The following is an 18256-nucleotide window of genomic DNA, read 5'->3' on the forward strand; positions in this document are numbered from 1 at the left end:
AAAAGGGCGACCGAAGTCGCCCTTGTTGTCTGTCGTGACCGGTCTGCTTATTTAGCAACCAGCGCGATCAGGTCGAGAACTTTGTTTGAGTAGCCGGTTTCGTTGTCGTACCAGGAAACCAGTTTCACAAAGTTGTCGTTCAGCGCGATACCCGCTTTGGCGTCGAATACAGACGTCAGCACTTCGCCGTTGAAGTCGGTAGAAACCACGTCATCTTCAACGTAGCCCAGCACGTCTTTCATTTCGCCTTCTGCAGCAGCTTTGATCGCTTCACAGATTTCTTTGTAAGAGGCCGCTTTTTCCAGACGGACGGTCAGGTCAACCACTGACACGTTCGGGGTTGGTACGCGGAACGCCATACCAGTCAGTTTACCGTTCAGCTCTGGCAGGACTTTGCCCACGGCTTTCGCTGCGCCAGTAGAAGACGGGATGATGTTCTGAGAAGCGCCGCGGCCGCCGCGCCAGTCTTTGTGAGACGGGCCGTCAACGGTTTTCTGGGTAGCGGTGGTGGCGTGAACAGTGGTCATCAGACCTTCGACGATGCCGAATTTGTCATTGATGACTTTTGCCAGCGGTGCCAGGCAGTTGGTGGTGCAGGAAGCGTTAGAAACGATGTCCTGGCCAGCATATTTGTCGAAGTTAGCGCCGCGAACGAACATCGGGGTGTCGTCTTTAGACGGACCGGTCAGCACGACTTTTTTCGCGCCGGCAGTGATGTGTTTACGGGCGGTTTCGTCGGTCAGGAAGATGCCGGTCGCTTCAGCAACAACGTCAACGCCTGCTTCGTCCCACTTCAGGTTAGCCGGGTCTCTCTCAGAGGTAACGCGGATTTTTTTGCCGTTAACAATCAGCGCACCGTCCTGTACTTCAACGGTACCGTCGAAGCGGCCGTGCGTTGAGTCGTACTTCAGCATGTATGCCATGTAGTCCGCGTCTAACAGGTCGTTGATCGCAACGATTTCGATGTCAGAACGCTGCTGAGCAGCACGGAAAACGATACGGCCGATACGACCAAAACCGTTGATACCTACTTTGATAGTCATATATTCCACCAGCTATTTGTTAGTGAATAAAAGGTTGGCTGTAAAATTACAAAAACCTTACCAGGCGTCAAGCGGAATCGTGTCAATAGTTGCGACAGGTCAATCCGTTCAACAGGAATAATTTGCTGCGCAACCGCTTGCGCAACAAGCTTGCTGAGGTGATGCCGAAACCCGATTGCTGAATATAAAGGGATAGCGTTTGCAAAAGGTGATCGAGGTCACAAATCTAAGCTGTGAAAGGGAAGTCGGGTCGCTAAGCACGAAAAAAGCCCCGGCAATGTTATTCGTTTGTTAGAATAGTAGACGATTTTTTCAGAATGACACTCTCCGGAATCACTCAAATGGCTAAAGAAACCGCACCTGAAGCAAAAATTGCGCAATTGTCTGAAATGCAGCGCTATGTGACCCAGCAGCGCGGCACAGAGCCGCCTTTTAGCGGCGCGCTTCTGCACAATAAACAGGAAGGCATCTATCACTGCCTGGTCTGCAACGCGCCGCTGTTTCTCTCGGAAACGAAGTATGACTCTGGCTGCGGCTGGCCGAGTTTCTATCAGCCGGTAGGCGACGATGCGATTCGCTATCTGGAGGATGACTCGCACGGCATGCATCGGATCGAAATTCGCTGCAATAACTGCGACGCCCATCTGGGACACGTTTTCCCGGACGGCCCGCAGCCAACCGGCGAGCGCTACTGCGTTAACTCGGCGTCGCTGAGCTTTACCGACGAGCAGGGCGACGAACAGCAGGGGTGATGAATGAAACAACAGCTTGAGGCCATGGTCGACGCCATGACGCCTGAGGTCTACGAGCGGCTGGCGACGGCGGTGGAAATCGGAAAATGGCCGGACGGCGTGGCACTGTCGCAGGAGCAGCGCGACAACTGCCTTCAGCTGGTGATGCTCTATCAGGCGCGCCACAACGCGGCGCCACAGCATATGACCATCGGCAAGGGCGGCGAAATGGTGACGAAATCGAAGCGGGAGCTGAAAGAAGAGTTCGGCATCGACGCGGAGATTACGCGCATCAACCTGCACTGAATATCAGGCCGACATTGCGTCGGCCTTAAGCTATTCCGCTAAACCAGCACCGCGCCCTGCGCCTTCATCTGGGCGAAAGCGATATCGCTGTCTTCCGGGCTGAGATTGACGCCACGACAGCCTTCTTTTACCACCGTCACCTGATAGCCCAGCTCCAGCGCGTCCAGCACGCTGTACTTCACGCAGTAATCCGTGGCGATCCCCAGCATCACCAGATGGGTAATGCCGCGCGCCTGCAGCCAGCTGTCCAGCTCGGTTTTGCGCCGATGGCCGTTGTCGAAAAAGGCGCTGTAGCTGTCAACGTCGACATCCTGTCCCTTATGGAATACCGCGTCGATCAGGCTGCGATCGAGGCCGGGATGAAGTTCGGCACCGGCGGAACCCTGAATGCCGTGATCCGGCCACCAGATCTGCGCCAGCCCGTTGAGTTCGCCCAGCGTGTAGACCGGCTCACCGGATACCGAAGCGAAGCTGCCGTGGTTGGCCGGGTGCCAGTCCTGCAGCGCCAGCACGCACTCGCCGCGTGCGCGGAATTCGCGCGCATAGCGGTTGGCGACCGGCACGGTCATGTCGCCTTCATGCACGGCCATGGGGCCGCCCGGACAAAAATCGTTTTGAATATCGATGATAATGAGGGCCTGCTTCATAACAGGTGGCTCCGTAATTAGTCTTCGGTCAGTTCACCGCGCAAATTTTGCTGCATCCTGGCGCGGATCTCATCGCAGGAGAGCGACTGACTCAGTAAAAAGTGGAGCTTGGTTAGCGCGGCTTCCACCGTTAAATCAAATCCGCTTATCACACCGGCATGCTCAAGGGCATTGCCGGTGGCGTAGCCGCCCATGTTCACCTTGCCGGAAATACACTGGGTCAGGTTAACCACCACAATGCCGCGCTCGCTCGCCTGCTGCAGCTCGGCAAGAAACTCGGCGTTCTGCGGCGCGTTGCCGACGCCATAAGAGCGCAGGATCAGCGCTTTTACCGGCTGGCGTAAAAAGTTGCGCACCACATCCGCCGAGATGCCTGGGTAGATGGTGACGACGCCGATAGGCTGCGGCGTAATGGTATGCACCTTCAGCGGACCCTGGCCCTGCGGCGCGGGCGGCGTATTCAGCCGACGGATATGGATGCCGGCTTCCAGCAGGGCGGAAAGGTTCGGCGAGGCAAACGCATTAAAGCCGTCCGCATGCGCTTTTGTAGTGCGATTGCCGCGATAGAGCTGGTTGTTGAAAAACAGCGAGACTTCATTCACGGGGTAGTTCGCCGCCACATAGAGCGCGTTCAGCAGGTTTTGCTGGCCGTCGGAGCGCAGCTCCGCCAGTGGGATCTGCGAGCCGGTCACGATCACGGGCTTCGCCAGGTTCTCCAGCATAAACGAGAGCGCCGAAGCGGTGAACGCCATGGTATCGGTTCCATGTAGGATAACAAATCCATCGTAGCGATCATAATTTTGTCGAATATCCTCCGCGATCGCCTGCCAGTCTTCGGGCGTCATATCGGAGGAGTCGATCAGCGGATCGTATTCATGGATGGTGAAATCCGGCATCTCAGGGCGGTGGAACTCCGGCATATTCGCCAGCTGTTGCTGCAGGTGACCTGAAACCGGGATGTAGCCCTGCGCGGAGCGCTGCATGCCGATGGTGCCGCCGGTATAGGCGACATAGATGTTTTTCTTTTGCATCAGAAACTCAGACTTGCCGTAAAACGCGCAGTATAAGGGGAAAGCGGGGGAAAAGCAGCCCGGTCAAGGACCGGGCTGCGAGCTTCATCGCACTTCGCCGCAGTTCAGGCAGAACGCATAGCGATTTTGCGGATCGTTGAGGTTATTCAGCAGGCCGGGCTGCTGTTTCATCGCGCTCATTACGTCGAGCATCGGCGCGGGCAGGAAGGCTTTCAGCGTGGTCGGCAGCACCGCCTGCGCTGAGGCATTGACCTGGTTGAGCAGCATATCAAACATGCCCGGCTGATCCTGATACCAGGCGAGCTGCGGCTTCGCCACCTTGGCCAGTTCGCCCGCTTTCTTCACCGCATCGTCAAAGTCACCCAGCGCATCGACCAGACCGTTGGCTTTGGCATCGCTGCCGGTCCAGACGTGACCCTGCGCAATCGCGTCGATTTGCTCCGGCGTTTTATGGCGCGAAGCGGCGACCAGACCGACAAAGTTGCGGTAGCCGTTTTCAATCGTCAGCTGCATCAGCTGCTGCACTTCGTTCGGCAGCGCTTTGGTGGAGGCGACGTCCGCCAGCGGCGAGGTGGCGACGCCGTCCGTATGCACGCCGATGCTATCCAGACTGTTCTCCAGCGTATTGATGACGCCGAAAATGCCGATAGAGCCGGTCAGAGTGCTCGGGCTGGCGACAATGTAGTCCGCCGGCGTTGAGATCCAGTAGCCGCCTGAGGCCGCCATGCCGCCCATAGACACCACGACGGGCTTACCGGCCGCATGCGCCGCCGCCAGCTCTTCACGGATCGCTTCGGACGCCGTAACGCTGCCGCCAGGGCTGTTGACGCGCAGGATAATCGCCTTGATTTTAGGATCGAGGCGCGCATCACGGATTTGCGCGGCAGTGGTGTCGCCGCCGACATTGCCGGGGGTCTCCTCGCCGTCCATAATCGCGCCGCTCGCCATCACCACCGCAATATTGCCATCCTGCTGGGTTGGCTGTTTCACGTTGTAGTCATAGATGCTGACGCTGTGATAGTCGTTGCTGGCTTTATCCCAGCCGAAGGTTTTCACCAGCTCCTGGTCGGCCGCCGCACGGCTGTCCAGCACATCCACCAGCTTGTTGTTGAGCGCATATTTGGCGGTATCGCCGTTGACCGCCTCAAGACCGGCGATCACCGCCGCCGCGCCGGGGAACAGCTGATCCGGCGTAATCTGTCGGTTGCCCGCTACGGTATTCAGGTAGTTCTGCCACAGCTGACCGATCCAGCGGCTGTCGGCGTCACGCGCCGCCTGCGACATATCGTCGCGCAGGAAAGGTTCGACCGCGGACTTGTAAGTGCCGACGCGGAAGACGTGGGAGTTAACCTTCAGCTTATCCAGCAGCGTCTTATAGTAGAGGCCGTTGGTGGCGAAGCCGTGCAGATCGACCGTGCCCTGTGGCGAGAGATAGATTTTGCTGGCGTAGCTGGCGAGGTAGTACTGCGCCTGGCTATAGCTGTCGCCCAGCGCAAAAATGGGCTTGCCGCTGTCGCGGAATTCGCGCAGCGCTTTGCCAACGTATTGCAGAGAAGGCTGATCGCCGCCGGCGAAATCGCGCAGATCAAGCACCATGCCGGTGATGTTTTTGTCGCTTTTGGCCTGGCGGATGGCGTCCACCACGTCAAACAGCGAGTTCTCCTGCAGGCGATCGCTGCTTGCGCCCAGCAGCTGACGACCCAGTTTGCTCAGCCTGTTGCTGACCGAGGGTTTATCCACCAGCACGCCGGTGAGGTCGACTTTCAACGCACCTTGCTGCACCGGCGTCGAGCCGCTACCGGAACCGCTGACCTGCAGCCAGATACCGACGCCGACCAGGATTAAAAAGATCAGGAACAGATTGAGAATAAACTCCCTGATAAAATTCAGCACTCGCCATGTCCATCGGAACAGACCGGCAATAATTCGCCACAATGTGCGCATCAGACTCTCCATTTTCGCTAGCGGAAAGCGGTCGCCGCGCGGCTCCGCCTTCCATGACGTCCTCATCCTAAAGAGCAGCGTGGAAAATGTCAGCAGGAAATCGCGGCGGACTGTTACAAAAGATCAGGCTGTGCCAGGATTAGCCAACGCGTTATCTCATCAGGAGAAAATCATGGATGCACTTGAATTACTGATTAATCGTCGATCGGCCTCGCGGCTGACTGAGCCCGCGCCTGCTGGTGAAAGCCTGCAGAACATTATCCGCGCCGGAATGCGCGCGCCGGATCATAAGTCGCTGCAGCCGTGGCGCTTCGTTATCGTTGAGAATGACGGGCGCGATCGGCTGAGCGCGCTGCTGGAAGAGGCGGCGCGCGAGGCGCAGCTGGAGGAGAAGGCGATCGACAAAGCAGCGCGCTCGCCGTTCCGCGCGCCGATGATCATTACGGCGATAGCCCACTGCGAGGATCATCCCAAAGTGCCGCGCTGGGAGCAGGTGGTATCGGCGGGCTGCGCGGTGATGGCGATGCAGATGGCGGCGGTTGCGCAAGGCTTCAACGGCATCTGGCGCAGCGGCCCCTGGACCGATAACGCACGCGTGCGCAGCGCCTTTAACTGCCGTGAACAGGATGCCATCGTCGGTTTTCTCTATCTCGGCACGCCGCAGCTAAAATCAAGCACCACCGTGGTTCATCCCGATACCGCGCCTTTCGTCAGCTATTTCTAGCCGACGCCGTTTCTTTTTCCGTGCAGCGTAGCGGGTTGCGCGGATCCTGCGCGACCGATCCAGAAGTGACCCGCCAGCGCTTACCTCCTTATCAGGAAACGTCTAAGATAGCGCTGCGCCTCTGTCGCGTTAGCCAAATGGCCCTCATACCCTGAAGTAAAGGATCTTGCTGACTCATGCGTTTGTTTATTGCGGAAAAACCGAGCCTGGGCCGCGCCATTGCCGATGTGTTGCCCCAGCCTCATCGTCGCGGAGAAGGCTTTATCGCCTGCGGCGACGATCAGGTTGTCACCTGGTGCGTCGGCCACCTGCTGGAGCAGGCGCAGCCGGACAGTTATGACAGCCGCTACGCGCGCTGGTCGCTGGCCGACCTGCCGATCATCCCGCAAAAATGGCAGCTGCAGCCGCGTCCCTCGGTGGCGAAGCAGCTTAAAGTCATTGAAAAGCTGCTGAAGCAGGCCAGCGAAGTGGTGCATGCGGGTGACCCGGATCGCGAAGGTCAGCTGCTGGTGGATGAAGTGCTCGACTATCTACAGCTGCCGGCGGAAAAACGCAGCCGCGTTCAGCGCTGCCTGATCAACGACCTGAACCCGCAGGCGGTGCAGCGGGCAGTCAGCCGCCTGCGTGAAAACCGCGAATTTATTCCGCTCTGCGTCTCGGCGCTGGCGCGCGCGCGCGCCGACTGGCTCTACGGCATTAATATGACGCGTGCCTGGACGCTGCTGGGGCGCAACGCGGGCTACGACGGCGTGCTGTCGGTGGGGCGGGTGCAGACGCCGGTACTGGGTCTGGTGGTGCGCCGCGACGAAGAGATCGAAAACTTTGTTCCCAAAGATTATTTTGAAGTCAAAGCCCATATTGTTACGCCGGACCAGCAGCGCTTCGTCGCTAACTGGGTGCCCAGCGATGCCTGCGAACCCTGGCAGGATGAAGAGGGGCGGCTGCTGCATCGTGCACTGGCGGATCACGTCGTCGCCCGCATTGCGGGTCAGCCTGCGTTGGTCACCAGCTACAACGATAAGCGCGAAGGCGAGGGCGCGCCGCTGCCTTTCTCGCTCTCCAGCCTGCAAATCGAGGCGGCGAAACGCTACGGACTGAGCGCGCAAACGGTGCTGGACACCTGTCAGAAGCTCTACGAAACCCATAAGCTGATTACCTATCCACGTTCCGACTGCCGCTATCTGCCGGAAGAGCATTTCGCCGGCCGCCATGCGGTGCTGAAGGCGATTCAGACGCACGCGGGCGCCATGACGCCTCCGGATGACTTCAGCGCCGATCGCCGTAACCGCTGCTGGGATGATAAAAAAGTGGACGCGCACCACGCCATTATTCCTACCGCACGCGCCAGCACGGTACGGCTGACGGAGAACGAGCAGAACGTTTACGCGCTGATTGCCCGTCAGTATCTGATGCAGTTCTGTCCCGACGCCATCTTCCGCAAATGCGTTATCGAGCTGGATATCGCGGGCGGCAAGTTCGTCGCCAAAGCGCGTTTTCTTGCCGAAGCGGGCTGGCGCGCGCTGCTGGGCAGCAAAGAGCGCGACGAGGAAAACGACGGTACGCCGCTGCCGGTGGTCGCGAAGGATGACGAACTGCTGTGCGAGCGGGGCGAGGTGCTGGCGAAACAGACGCAGCCGCCGCGCCCCTTCACCGATGCGACGCTGCTCTCCGCCATGACCGGCATTGCCCGTTTTGTGCAGGATAAAGAATTAAAGAAAGTGCTGCGCGCGACCGATGGTTTAGGGACGGAGGCCACGCGCGCCGGGATTATCGAGCTGCTGTTCCGACGATCTTTTCTGGTGAAAAACGGACGTTATATCAACGCGACGCCTGCGGGACGGGCATTGATCCACTCGCTGCCGGAACTGGCGGCACGGCCCGATATGACGGCGCAATGGGAGTCGACCCTGACGCGCATCAGCGAAAAGGCGTGCCGCTATGAGGAATTTATGCAGCCGCTGGTCGGCACGCTGACGGAGCTGATCCATCAGGCGCGCCAGCAGCCCAGCGCGATGGCCTTTCGCGGACTGCCCGCTTCAGGGCAGAAGAAACGTCCCAAACGGACGGCGAAACGAAAAGTGAAGGAGAGCGAATAATGCGTTATGGCGCAGGTTTATGCTTTATCGCGGCGCTGGTAAGCGGCGCTGCCGCCGCCAGCCCCTCGCACGGGCATCAGCAGGAGTACAGCGCGGGCGGCAATGCGGATGTGGTGGTCGATATGCCGCCTGAAGTCTGGACGCAAAATCAGAGCAGCGCGCCCAGCTGTCAGCAGTGCTGTATTTTCGAGAACCGCAGCTACAGCGAGGGCGCGGTGGTGAAATCGGAAGGGGTACTGCTGCAGTGCGCCCGAGACGAAAAGGTGCTTGGCACCAATCCGCTGATCTGGAAAATCGTGAAGTAAATAGCGTGGCGCCTGGCCACGCCGTCGCATCAGAACGCGAAAGTCGACCAGACCGGCGCGTGGTCAGACGGTTTTTCCATGCTGCGGATGTCGTAATCGATTCCCGTCTCCACGCAGCGGGCGGCCAGCGGCTGGCTGGCCAGCAGCAGATCGATGCGCAGCCCGCGATTGTCGTCGAACCCCTTTGAGCGGTAATCGAACCAGGAGAAACGATCGCTTACCTCAGGATTTTTTTCGCGGAAGGTATCCACCAGTCCCCATTTCAGCAGACGCGCCATCCATTCGCGCTCTTCCGGCAGGAAAGAGCATTTGCCGGTGCGTAGCCAGCGTTTGCGGCTCTCTTCGCCGATGCCGATATCGAGATCGGTGCAGCTGATATTCATGTCGCCCATAATCAGCACGGGCTTATCCGCCAGCAGGCTCTGCTCAAGATAGCTTTGCAGATCGCGATAGAACTTCTCTTTCGCCGGGAATTTGACCGGATGGTCGCGGCTCTCACCCTGCGGGAAATAGCCGTTGATCACCGTGATATCGCCTATCGGGCTCGGGATCTCCGCCATAATCAGACGGCGCTGCGCTTCCTCATCGTCGCCGGGGAAGCCGCGACGTACCGAAACGGGCTGCGCTTTGGTCATCAAGGCGACGCCATAGTGGCCTTTCTGCCCGTGATAAAAGACGTTGTAGCCGAGCTTCGCCACCTCTTCGAGCGGAAACATATCGTCATGGACTTTGGTTTCCTGCAGGCCGATAACGTCAGGCTGATGCTGTTCGACAAGCGCTTCGAGCTGATGGGGGCGGGCGCGCAACCCGTTGATGTTGAATGAAACAAATTTCATGGCGTAGACCAGTATGCTGAGAATGTTGCGCCGGATGGTAGCGATTTTTTAGCAAAAAGTCATGGGGAGGGGCGCGTTGTCTCGCTACGCTCGACCCAAACCTTCGGTCGAAGCTTCTCATCCTTCTCCCCGTAGTAGCGGGAAAATCAGGAGAGTGTATTTAGTAAAGGAGATGATGCAAGGATGGTGGTGGGAGAAGGATTATTCGGCGCATTGCGCCTCACCCTTCGGGCCGCGCGGTGCGCGTTGTCTCGCTACGCTCGACCCAAACCTTCGGTCGAAGCTTCTCATCCTTCTCCCCGTAATAGCGGGAAAATCAGGAGAGTGTATTTAGTAAAGGAGATGATGCAAGGATGGTGGTGGGAGAAGGATTCGAACCTTCGAAGTCTGTGACGGCAGATTTACAGTCTGCTCCCTTTGGCCGCTCGGGAATCCCACCTGGGAAATGCTGATAATGACCGGTAAGGCAGAGAAACGATTCAGATGGTGGTGGGAGAAGGATTCGAACCTTCGAAGTCTGTGACGGCAGATTTACAGTCTGCTCCCTTTGGCCGCTCGGGAATCCCACCACTGGCCTGAATCATTGTGCCTTAAAGCGGGGCGCATCATATCAAATGCGGTCAGCGTGTAAAGCACCCAGCTAAAAAATGTGAACCGTTTGCCCACTTTTTGCCCGTGGCGCTGAATTCACAAACAATTCAGCGCCCGGTGCGCTTAAAGAATAATCGTACGGTTGCCGTAAACAAATACGCGCTGCCCCAGCACTTTATAGAGCGCGCGGCTTAACACGTTCTTCTCTACGTCGCGTCCAGCACGCATCATCTCTTCGGCCGTATAGCTGTGATCGACGTTGATCACGTCCTGCATGATGATCGGACCTTCGTCCAGATTATCGTTCACGTAGTGCGCCGTTGCGCCGATGATCTTTACGCCGCGCTCGTAGGCCTGATGATAAGGACGTGCGCCGATAAACGCCGGCAGGAACGAGTGGTGGATATTGATGATTTGGTTCGGATAGCGCTGCACAAAGGCTGGCGTCAGCACGCGCATATATTTCGCCAACACCACGTAATCAGGCTGGTAGCGGTCGATTTCGTCCGCCATCAGGTTGTCGTGCTCTTCACGCGACAGCCCTTCATGGCTGACCAGCACGAAAGGAATATCAAAACGCTCAACCAGCGAACGCAGCGTGTCATGGTTGCCGATAACCGCGGCAATTTCCATATCCAGCCCGCCGAACGCGCTCTTCATCAGCAGATCGCCCAGGCAGTGCGCCTCTTTGGTGACCAGCACCACCACGCGACGGCGGCCAGCGCTGTTCAGTTCGCGCGTCGATCCAGCGGGAAGCGCGCTGTCTAAATCCGCCAGCAGCGTATTATCGTTGAAAATGCCTTCGAGTTCGGTGCGCATGAAAAAGCGACCGGTACGATGATCAACGAATTCATTGTTTTGCACGATATTCAGCTCGTGCTTGTAGCAAATATTGGTGATTTTAGCGATCAGACCTTTCGCGTCAGGGCAAATGGTACGTAAAACTTTTCGTTGCAGTGTTTGCGCTTGCATCTCGATCAGAGTCCTGTCAAAGCGATTGGGTAAAACCGTTGGGCCGTATGCTGTTCAGCCGCAACATTTCTTGTATTTTTTATCGGCGCCACAAGGACAGCGATCGTTGCGCCCTACGGCGGGCGCTGTTCCATCGACATAGTACCAGCGGTGGTCCTCGCGAAGAAAGCGAGAACGCTCGTGGATTGCGCTTATCTGCGAATTTTCGCGGTATCGCGCAAAAAAGGTGACGAAAGCTTCATTATCATGGCTTCCATGATTACAACAGGTTACATTCAGGCTTAGCCACTCAGTACCGGCGAAACTTTCGGATAATCGCTGCGCCATATCGGGCAGACGCTGGTCGGGATGCCAGCTGGCGACCAGCCAGTCGCTGTTTTGCATGGCATAGGCGGTATAGCGCGAGCGCATTAACTGTTCAGCCGACTCAGGCAGTTGTTCGCCAGACAGAAAGGGCGCGCAACATAAGCTATACTGCTTCCCGCTGCAGCAAGGACAGGGTTCGGACACAATAACTCCTGTGAGCGATAAAGTAAGTTGACGCCATATGGTAGCCGACCTGGCGCAGTGAAGCTATGCACAGTCGCTGGCGACAGAGGGTAAATGAGAAAGGTTAAAATCGGGCTGGCGTTAGGGTCAGGCGCTGCCAAGGGATGGGCGCATATCGGTGTTATTAACGCCCTGACGCGAGCGGGCGTCGAAATCGACGTGGTAGCGGGGTGTTCCGTGGGCGCGCTGGTTGGCGCGGCTTATGTCAATGACCGCTTGCCGCAGATGGAGAAATGGGTCAGCGCCTTTCGCTACTGGGATGTTATTCGTCTGATGGACCTCTCCTGGCAGCGCGGCGGTCTGCTGCGCGGCGAGCGCGTCTTCAGCCACGTGCGTCAGCTGATTACGCAACATCGTCTTGAGCGCTGCGGCAAGCCGTTCGGCGTGGTGGCGACCAACCTCAGTACCGGCCGGGAATTATGGCTGACCGAGGGCGATCTACATCAGGCTGTGCGCGCATCCTGTAGTATGCCAGGCTTATTGCCGCCGGTCGGCTACAATGGTTACTGGCTGGTGGATGGCGCGGTAGTGAATCCCGTACCCGTTTCGCTTACCCGAGCGTTGGGCGCGGATATCGTTATCGCTGTCGATCTTCAGCATGACGCGCATCTGATGCAGCAGGATCTCCTGTCTGTCACGCCGCAGAACAGCGACGAAGCGGTTTCAGCCGCAGCCCTGAGTTGGGCTAAAAAAATACGTCAGCGGCTGGTGGGATTGACCCATCGCCGCACTACACAAACGCCGGGTGCGATGGAGATTATGTCAACATCCATCCAGGTGCTGGAAAATCGCCTGAAGCGTAACCGTATGGCAGGCGATCCTCCCGATGTGCTGATTCAGCCGTTTTGTCCGCAGATTTCGACGCTGGACTTTCACCGCGCAGAAGAGGCTATCGAGGCAGGCAGGGCCGCCGTTGAGAAAAAAATGGATGAACTATTACCGCTGGTGCGAAACAGATAATCAGGTTGTTCATTCACAGGTGTTACTTCGGCTAATTCTGAAAGGCGCAACTGCGTTTTATGAACCACTATTGATTGATCTGGTACGCAGGGGGAAAGAATGGAGAAACCACTAATCGGCAAAAAGATACTCATTGTCGAAGATGAGGTCGTTTTCCGTTCTCTGGTAAACAACTTCTTGCTGGCGCTCGGCGCCAGCACGTTTGAAGCCGGCGACGGCATTGATGGCATTGGCTATCTGCAGCAGCATGATATGGATCTGGTGATATGCGATCTGGAGATGCCGCGTATGAACGGCATTCAGTTTGTCGAGCATATCCGCACGCGCGGCAACAGCGTGCCGATTCTGATTATCTCAGCGACGGAAAATATGGCGGATATCGCTCACGTTTTGCGCCTTGGCGTGCAGGACGTGCTGCTTAAGCCACTGAAAAATTTCGAACGCTTCCGTGAAGCGGTCTATGAATGTCTCTATCCTTCGATGTTCACCTCTAAAGTGGAAGAGGACGAACAGCTGTTTCAGGACTGGGACGCGCTGGTGCGCGATCCGGTCGCTGCCGCGAAGCTGCTTAAACAGCTTCAGCCGCCGGTCCAGCAGACGGTGGCCAATTGCCGCGTTAATTACCGACAGCTTACCATGGCCGAACAGCCGGGACTGGTACTGGATATCGCGGCACTCTCCGACAACGATCTCGCTTTTTACTGTCTTGACGTTACCCGCGCAGGCGATAACGGCGTGCTGGCGGCACTGCTGCTGCGCGCGCTGTTCAACGGTCTGCTGCAGGAGCAGCTTTCCGGCCAAAAACAGCGGCTGCCAGAGTTAAACGGTTTGCTGCGTCAGGTGAATCTGCTGTTGCGTCAGGCTAATCTGAGCGGGCAGTTTCCGCTACTGGTTGGCTATTACCATCGCACCTTTCAGAACCTGATTCTGGTTTCTGCTGGATTAAACGCCACACTGCATGTTCACGCCCACCAAATTCAACTCAGTAACGGCGTTCCCCTTGGCACTATGGGAAGCACGCATCTCAATCAAATCAGTCAGCGGGCTGACAGCTGGCAATGCCACGTCTGGGGCGCCGGAGGCAGGATCCGTCTGATGTTATCGGCTGATGAATAGGCGAAAAAATTTAATTTCGTCGCGGTCTGAAGACAGGTCCAGAGGTTAGCTTTACACTTGGGTAATAGTCTTAAATTCGGCGGATTGACTCCTTCCAGGATAAATCCGTTCGATGGTAGCTGATATACTCATTCCCGAATTTCAACCGACATATCAAGTATTAACTTGAACGGCCTATAAGAGAGGTATCTTGATGTCTGCCTATAAGTCCAAAGTAAAAAAAGCGGTAATCCCTGTAGCAGGTTTGGGCACCCGTATGCTCCCTGCGACAAAAGCGATTCCGAAAGAGATGTTACCGCTGGTCGATAAGCCGTTAATTCAGTATGTCGTTAACGAGTGCATCGCAGCAGGAATTAACGAAATTGTGCTCGTAACGCACTCATCCAAAAATGCTATCGAAAACCACTTCGATACCAGCTTCGAACTGGAATCCATGCTGGAAAAACGCGTCAAGCGTCAGCTGCTGGATGAAATCCAGTCAATTTGCCCGCCGCACGTCACCATCATGCAGGTTCGTCAGGGCATCGCTAAAGGTTTGGGCCACGCTGTGATGTGTGCGCACCCCCTGATTGGTGATGAACCCTTTGCGGTCATCCTGCCAGACGTCATTATCGACGAATATGAATCTAACCCAACCAAAGATAACCTGGCAGAGATGCTGAGCCGTTATGAAGAGTCTGGCCGCAGCCAGATCATGGTTGAGCCAGTTGCCGATGTGACGGCCTACGGTGTAGTGGACTGCCAGGGTGCAGAACTGCAGCCGGGCGACAGCGCGCCGATGGTAGGTGTGGTTGAGAAACCGAAAGCCACTGAAGCGCCGTCTAACCTCGCGGTTGTTGGCCGTTACGTTCTCTCTGCCGATATCTGGCCTCTGCTGGCGAAAACCCCTCCGGGCGCAGGCGGCGAAGTACAGCTGACCGACTCTATCGCCATGCTGATGGAGAAAGAGACCGTTGAAGCTTACCACCTGAAAGGCGTAAGCCATGACTGCGGTAATAAACTCGGCTATATGCAGGCATTCGTTGAGTACGGTGTACGCCATCCAGTGCTGGGCAAAGATTTTTCTCAGTGGCTCGATAGCGCAGTTGGCAACAAAAAGTAATTCATAAACACAGGATAACTCAATGAAAGTCACTGTATTTGGTATCGGCTATGTCGGTCTGGTTCAGGCTGCGGTGTTGGCCGAAGTCGGACATGACGTTCTCTGCATTGATGTCGACGCGAAAAAAGTCGAAAACCTGAAAAAAGGCATCATCCCCATTTTTGAACCCGGCCTTACGCCGCTGGTTATGTCGAACTATGAGGCGGGTCGCCTTAAGTTCAGCACAGATGCGGAAGAGGGCGTTAATCACGGCGTCATGCAGTTTATCGCCGTGGGTACGCCGCCAGATGAGGACGGTTCGGCTGACCTTAAATATGTGACCGCCGTTGCTCGTACCATTGCGCAGCATATGAAGGATCACAAGGTTGTGCTTGATAAATCCACCGTTCCTGTTGGAACAGCGGATAAAGTGCGTCGCGTGATGGAAGAGACCCTGCGCGATCGCGGCATCAGCCTGACGTTTGACGTCGTATCCAACCCGGAGTTTCTCAAGGAAGGCGCAGCCGTTAACGACTGCATGCGTCCTGAGCGCATCGTAGTGGGTACGGACAATGAGGAAGTTGAAGAGCTGTTGCGCGAACTCTATGAGCCGTTCAACCGCAATCACGACCGAATGATTGTTATGGATATCCGCAGCGCGGAGCTGACCAAGTATGCAGCGAACTGCATGCTGGCGACCAAAATCAGCTTCATGAATGAGATCTCCAACCTTGCCGAACGTCTGGGTGCGGACGTCGAGAAAGTGCGTCAGGGCATTGGTTCTGATTCACGTATCGGCTACCACTTTATCTACCCAGGCTGCGGCTACGGCGGTTCCTGCTTCCCGAAAGACGTGCAGGCGCTGATCCGTACTGCTGAGTCGATCGGCTATAAGCCGCGTCTGTTACAGGCGGTGGAAGATGTTAACGACAGCCAGAAAACCAAGCTGCCCGCTTTTATCAAGCGCCACTTCGGCGACGATCTGAGCGGTAAAACTTTTGCTGTCTGGGGTCTGTCGTTTAAGCCGAACACCGACGACATGCGTGAAGCCTCCAGCCGCGTGCTGATGGAATCGCTGTGGGAAGCTGGCGCAAGCGTTCAGGCGTTCGATCCGGAAGCAATGGACGAAGCGCAGCGCATCTATGGTCACCGCAGCGATCTGAAGCTGATGGGCACCAAAGAAGCGGCGCTGCAGGGCGCGGATGGCCTGGTCATCTGCACCGAGTGGCAGAACTTCCGTGCGCCGGACTTTGACGTCATTAAAAATTCCCTTAAAGAACCCGTGATTTTTGATGGTCGCAACCTGTATGATCCAGAGCGTATCAGCAAACGCGGTTTCGTTTATTATGCAATCGGCCGCGGAGCGTCTATTCAAATTGCGTAATTAACGAGGGAAGTATGAACATTCTGGTCACCGGCGCCGCAGGCTTTATTGGATTTCACGTCACTCAACGCTTGCTGGCTGCCGGTCACCAGATTGTCGGCATCGATAATCTTAATGACTATTATGATGTCGGCCTGAAACAATCTCGTCTTGATTTAATCGCACAGCACCCCAGCTTCAGGTTTATTAAAATGGAGCTGGGGGATCGCGCCGCCATTGCCTCGTTATTCGAACAACATGCCTTTCAACGCGTCATTCATCTGGGCGCGCAGGCGGGCGTACGCTATTCTATCGATAATCCTCACGCCTATGCCGACGCCAACCTGACGGGGCATTTAAATATTCTTGAAGGATGCCGTCATCATAAAATCGAGCATCTGCTCTATGCATCCTCCAGTTCTGTTTATGGGCTGAATCGTAAAATGCCTTTTTCGACGGACGACAGCGTTGATCATCCGGTTTCGCTTTACGCCGCGACGAAAAAAGCCAATGAGCTGATGTCGCATACCTATTCGCATCTTTATAATCTGCCAACGACCGGCCTGCGTTTTTTCACCGTATATGGCCCATGGGGCCGTCCGGATATGGCGCTGTTTAAATTTACCCGCGCCATGATTGCTGGTGAAGCGATCGACGTCTATAACCGCGGTGAAATGAAGCGCGACTTTACCTATATCGACGATATTGCCGAAGCTATTGTGCGTCTGCAGGATGTTATTCCGCAGCGTGATGAGAGCTGGACGGTAGAAACGGGTTCGCCTGCCACCAGTTCTGCACCGTACCGCGTATATAACATCGGAAACAGTCAGCCGACCAGTCTGATTAGCTATATTGAGGCGATTGAAAAAGCGTTAGGCGTTACCGCGAAGAAAAATCTGCTGCCGATGCAGCCCGGCGACGTGCTGGAAACCAGCGCAGATACCGAGGCGCTCTATCAGGCGATTGGCTTTAAGCCGCAGACCAGCGTAGAAGAGGGCGTAGCGCGCTTTGTCAGCTGGTATCGTGAATTTTACAACGTCTGATAAAAAAGGAAGCCTGCGCTTCCTTTCCCTGATTTATCCGGGGTCACCTAATCAGGGTGACCCAAATGATTGAAGCACTATCAGTTATTACAGCAGAAAGCTGTCCAGCTGTTTACCTTCTTCTTCGATCGCTTTTTTGATTACCGCAGGCGTGCGACCCTGACCGGTCCAGGTGCGGGTTTCGCCATTTTCATCCACATACTGATATTTAGCCGGACGCGCAGCGCGTTTAGTTTTACCTGGCGCTTTGGTTTCAGCCATTGTACTCAACAGCTCATTGGGATCGATTCCATCCGCCAGCAGCATTTCTCTGTATTGCTCAAGTTTGCGCGTGCGTTCTTCACTTTCTGCTTTAGCATGCGTCTCTTCTTCGCGGCGCTCATTAACCACGACGTCGAGTTTTTCCAGCATTTCTTCCAGCGTTTCCAGTGAACACTCTCGAGCCTGTGCGCGTAATGTACGGATATTATTAAGGATTTTTAGTGCTTCGCTCATTGTCCTGATCTCTGAATATATTAATGAAGAGGTGTTCTGCCAGCTAATAATAGTGGCGGCAAAAAATTACTGCAATAGTAAAATAAGTGAAGCGGTAAACAATGGTAATTTAAATTTACGCTGAGGTTTAATCAAATGAAACGTTAAGGCGGTCGATATTCGCACGTCGCCACGTTATGAAAAATCGAAACGTTAAAGTAAGCAGTGCTTTCAGAGTAACCTAAGGCCAGGCCGACATGCCAGAGTACCGTTCAACAATAAAGTTCAGGTACAAATGATTAAAAAAGAGTAAAGCCCACGCGCGTTTTTCTCTTGCTGGCTAAGTTGTAAACAGCCTGCGCCAAATAATCGCCGCCATAATTTGCGTTTATCTGTGATAGAATTCCGCCTATTCTGTTTGCAATGCTTTGAGAAACCACGCTA

Annotated in this window: 18 protein-coding genes, 2 tRNA genes and 1 other RNA gene; 10 read left to right on the plus strand and 11 right to left on the minus strand. The window is 55.8% G+C overall.

What is annotated here, in order from left to right; translation table 11 throughout:
- Positions 1–47 precede the first annotated feature (47 nt).
- Complete coding sequence (gene gapA / locus ACR6A7_RS02670; RefSeq protein ID WP_434123218.1) at positions 48–1043, minus strand: glyceraldehyde-3-phosphate dehydrogenase; 996 nt, start codon at positions 1041–1043, stop codon at positions 48–50.
- A gap of 341 nt (positions 1044–1384) precedes the next feature.
- Between gapA and msrB the strand changes: the two genes are divergently transcribed.
- Together msrB and ACR6A7_RS02680 are read left to right on the plus strand one after the other, a co-directional pair.
- Positions 1385–1795 (plus strand): peptide-methionine (R)-S-oxide reductase MsrB, encoded by a 411-nt coding sequence (msrB, locus tag ACR6A7_RS02675; RefSeq protein ID WP_033746681.1) that lies wholly within the window; start codon positions 1385–1387, stop codon positions 1793–1795.
- A 3-nt stretch (positions 1796–1798) separates the two neighbouring features.
- Positions 1799–2080 (plus strand): YeaC family protein, encoded by a 282-nt coding sequence (locus ACR6A7_RS02680; protein WP_434123219.1) that lies wholly within the window; start codon positions 1799–1801, stop codon positions 2078–2080.
- 38 nt (positions 2081–2118) lie between these two features.
- On the opposite strand, the gene pncA is transcribed toward ACR6A7_RS02680, so the two are convergent.
- The 3 genes from pncA to sppA form a co-directional block, all read right to left on the minus strand.
- Positions 2119–2727, minus strand: coding sequence for a bifunctional nicotinamidase/pyrazinamidase (gene pncA / locus ACR6A7_RS02685; RefSeq protein ID WP_434123220.1), 609 nt, complete (start codon positions 2725–2727; stop codon positions 2119–2121).
- Between the two features lie 17 nt (positions 2728–2744).
- On the minus strand, positions 2745–3758 hold the full coding sequence (gene ansA / locus ACR6A7_RS02690) for an asparaginase (protein WP_033791185.1): 1014 nt from the start codon (positions 3756–3758) through the stop codon (positions 2745–2747).
- 84 nt (positions 3759–3842) lie between these two features.
- Entirely contained in the window at positions 3843–5702 is a 1860-nt protein-coding gene (sppA, locus tag ACR6A7_RS02695) for a signal peptide peptidase SppA (protein WP_434123221.1), read from the minus strand.
- A gap of 172 nt (positions 5703–5874) precedes the next feature.
- On the opposite strand from sppA, the gene ACR6A7_RS02700 reads away from it, so the two are divergent.
- The 3 genes from ACR6A7_RS02700 (at position 5875) to ACR6A7_RS02710 (ending at position 8827) form a co-directional block, all read left to right on the plus strand.
- Positions 5875–6426: an NAD(P)H nitroreductase gene (locus ACR6A7_RS02700; protein WP_434123222.1), complete on the plus strand. Its 552-nt coding sequence runs from the start codon at positions 5875–5877 to the stop codon at positions 6424–6426.
- Between the two features lie 176 nt (positions 6427–6602).
- Positions 6603–8522: a DNA topoisomerase III gene (locus tag ACR6A7_RS02705; RefSeq protein ID WP_434123223.1), complete on the plus strand. Its 1920-nt coding sequence runs from the start codon at positions 6603–6605 to the stop codon at positions 8520–8522.
- A complete protein-coding gene (locus tag ACR6A7_RS02710; protein ID WP_434123224.1) occupies positions 8522–8827 on the plus strand; it encodes a YnjH family protein in 306 nt (101 codons plus the stop codon). The genes ACR6A7_RS02705 and ACR6A7_RS02710 overlap by 1 nt, the downstream gene beginning before the upstream one ends.
- Before the next feature lie 29 nt (positions 8828–8856).
- Here the strand turns inward: ACR6A7_RS02710 and xthA are convergent, their stop codons facing one another.
- The 6 genes from xthA to ACR6A7_RS02740 form a co-directional block, all read right to left on the minus strand.
- The gene (gene xthA / locus ACR6A7_RS02715; protein ID WP_434123225.1) at positions 8857–9663 is read right to left on the minus strand and encodes an exodeoxyribonuclease III; all 807 of its coding nucleotides are present in this window, start codon (positions 9661–9663) and stop codon (positions 8857–8859) included.
- Positions 9664–9847: 184 nt separating this feature from the next.
- Positions 9848–9975: non-coding RNA, RtT sRNA (locus ACR6A7_RS02720), on the minus strand.
- A gap of 42 nt (positions 9976–10017) precedes the next feature.
- A tRNA-Tyr gene (locus tag ACR6A7_RS02725) sits at positions 10018–10102 on the minus strand.
- A 45-nt stretch (positions 10103–10147) separates the two neighbouring features.
- Positions 10148–10232, minus strand: a tRNA-Tyr gene (locus ACR6A7_RS02730).
- 145 nt (positions 10233–10377) lie between these two features.
- Positions 10378–11226 (minus strand): formyltetrahydrofolate deformylase, encoded by an 849-nt coding sequence (gene purU / locus ACR6A7_RS02735; RefSeq protein ID WP_434123226.1) that lies wholly within the window; start codon positions 11224–11226, stop codon positions 10378–10380.
- A gap of 54 nt (positions 11227–11280) precedes the next feature.
- Complete coding sequence (locus ACR6A7_RS02740; RefSeq protein ID WP_434123227.1) at positions 11281–11736, minus strand: YchJ family protein; 456 nt, start codon at positions 11734–11736, stop codon at positions 11281–11283.
- Positions 11737–11829: 93 nt separating this feature from the next.
- Between ACR6A7_RS02740 and rssA the strand changes: the two genes are divergently transcribed.
- The 5 genes from rssA to ACR6A7_RS02765 all read left to right on the plus strand — a co-directional run bounded on the left by rssA (position 11830) and on the right by ACR6A7_RS02765 (position 17338).
- Positions 11830–12735 carry a patatin-like phospholipase RssA gene (gene rssA / locus ACR6A7_RS02745; protein WP_434123228.1) on the plus strand — a complete coding sequence of 302 codons (906 nt, stop codon included), beginning with the start codon at positions 11830–11832 and terminating at the stop codon, positions 12733–12735.
- A 99-nt stretch (positions 12736–12834) separates the two neighbouring features.
- On the plus strand, positions 12835–13851 hold the full coding sequence (gene rssB / locus ACR6A7_RS02750; protein WP_434123230.1) for a two-component system response regulator RssB: 1017 nt from the start codon (positions 12835–12837) through the stop codon (positions 13849–13851).
- A 193-nt stretch (positions 13852–14044) separates the two neighbouring features.
- Complete coding sequence (gene galU, locus ACR6A7_RS02755) at positions 14045–14953, plus strand: UTP--glucose-1-phosphate uridylyltransferase GalU (RefSeq protein ID WP_434123231.1); 909 nt, start codon at positions 14045–14047, stop codon at positions 14951–14953.
- A 22-nt stretch (positions 14954–14975) separates the two neighbouring features.
- On the plus strand, positions 14976–16316 hold the full coding sequence (locus tag ACR6A7_RS02760) for a UDP-glucose dehydrogenase family protein (protein WP_434123232.1): 1341 nt from the start codon (positions 14976–14978) through the stop codon (positions 16314–16316).
- Between the two features lie 14 nt (positions 16317–16330).
- Positions 16331–17338 (plus strand): NAD-dependent epimerase, encoded by a 1008-nt coding sequence (locus ACR6A7_RS02765; RefSeq protein WP_434123233.1) that lies wholly within the window; start codon positions 16331–16333, stop codon positions 17336–17338.
- Between the two features lie 87 nt (positions 17339–17425).
- Here ACR6A7_RS02765 and hns read toward each other — a convergent pair whose 3' ends face one another.
- The gene (gene hns, locus ACR6A7_RS02770; protein ID WP_434123235.1) at positions 17426–17833 is read right to left on the minus strand and encodes a histone-like nucleoid-structuring protein H-NS; all 408 of its coding nucleotides are present in this window, start codon (positions 17831–17833) and stop codon (positions 17426–17428) included.
- Between the last annotated feature and the right edge of the window lie 423 nt (positions 17834–18256).

The organism is Pantoea phyllosphaerae (assembly GCF_051025595.1).
Taxonomy (GTDB): Bacteria; Pseudomonadota; Gammaproteobacteria; order Enterobacterales; family Enterobacteriaceae; genus Pantoea.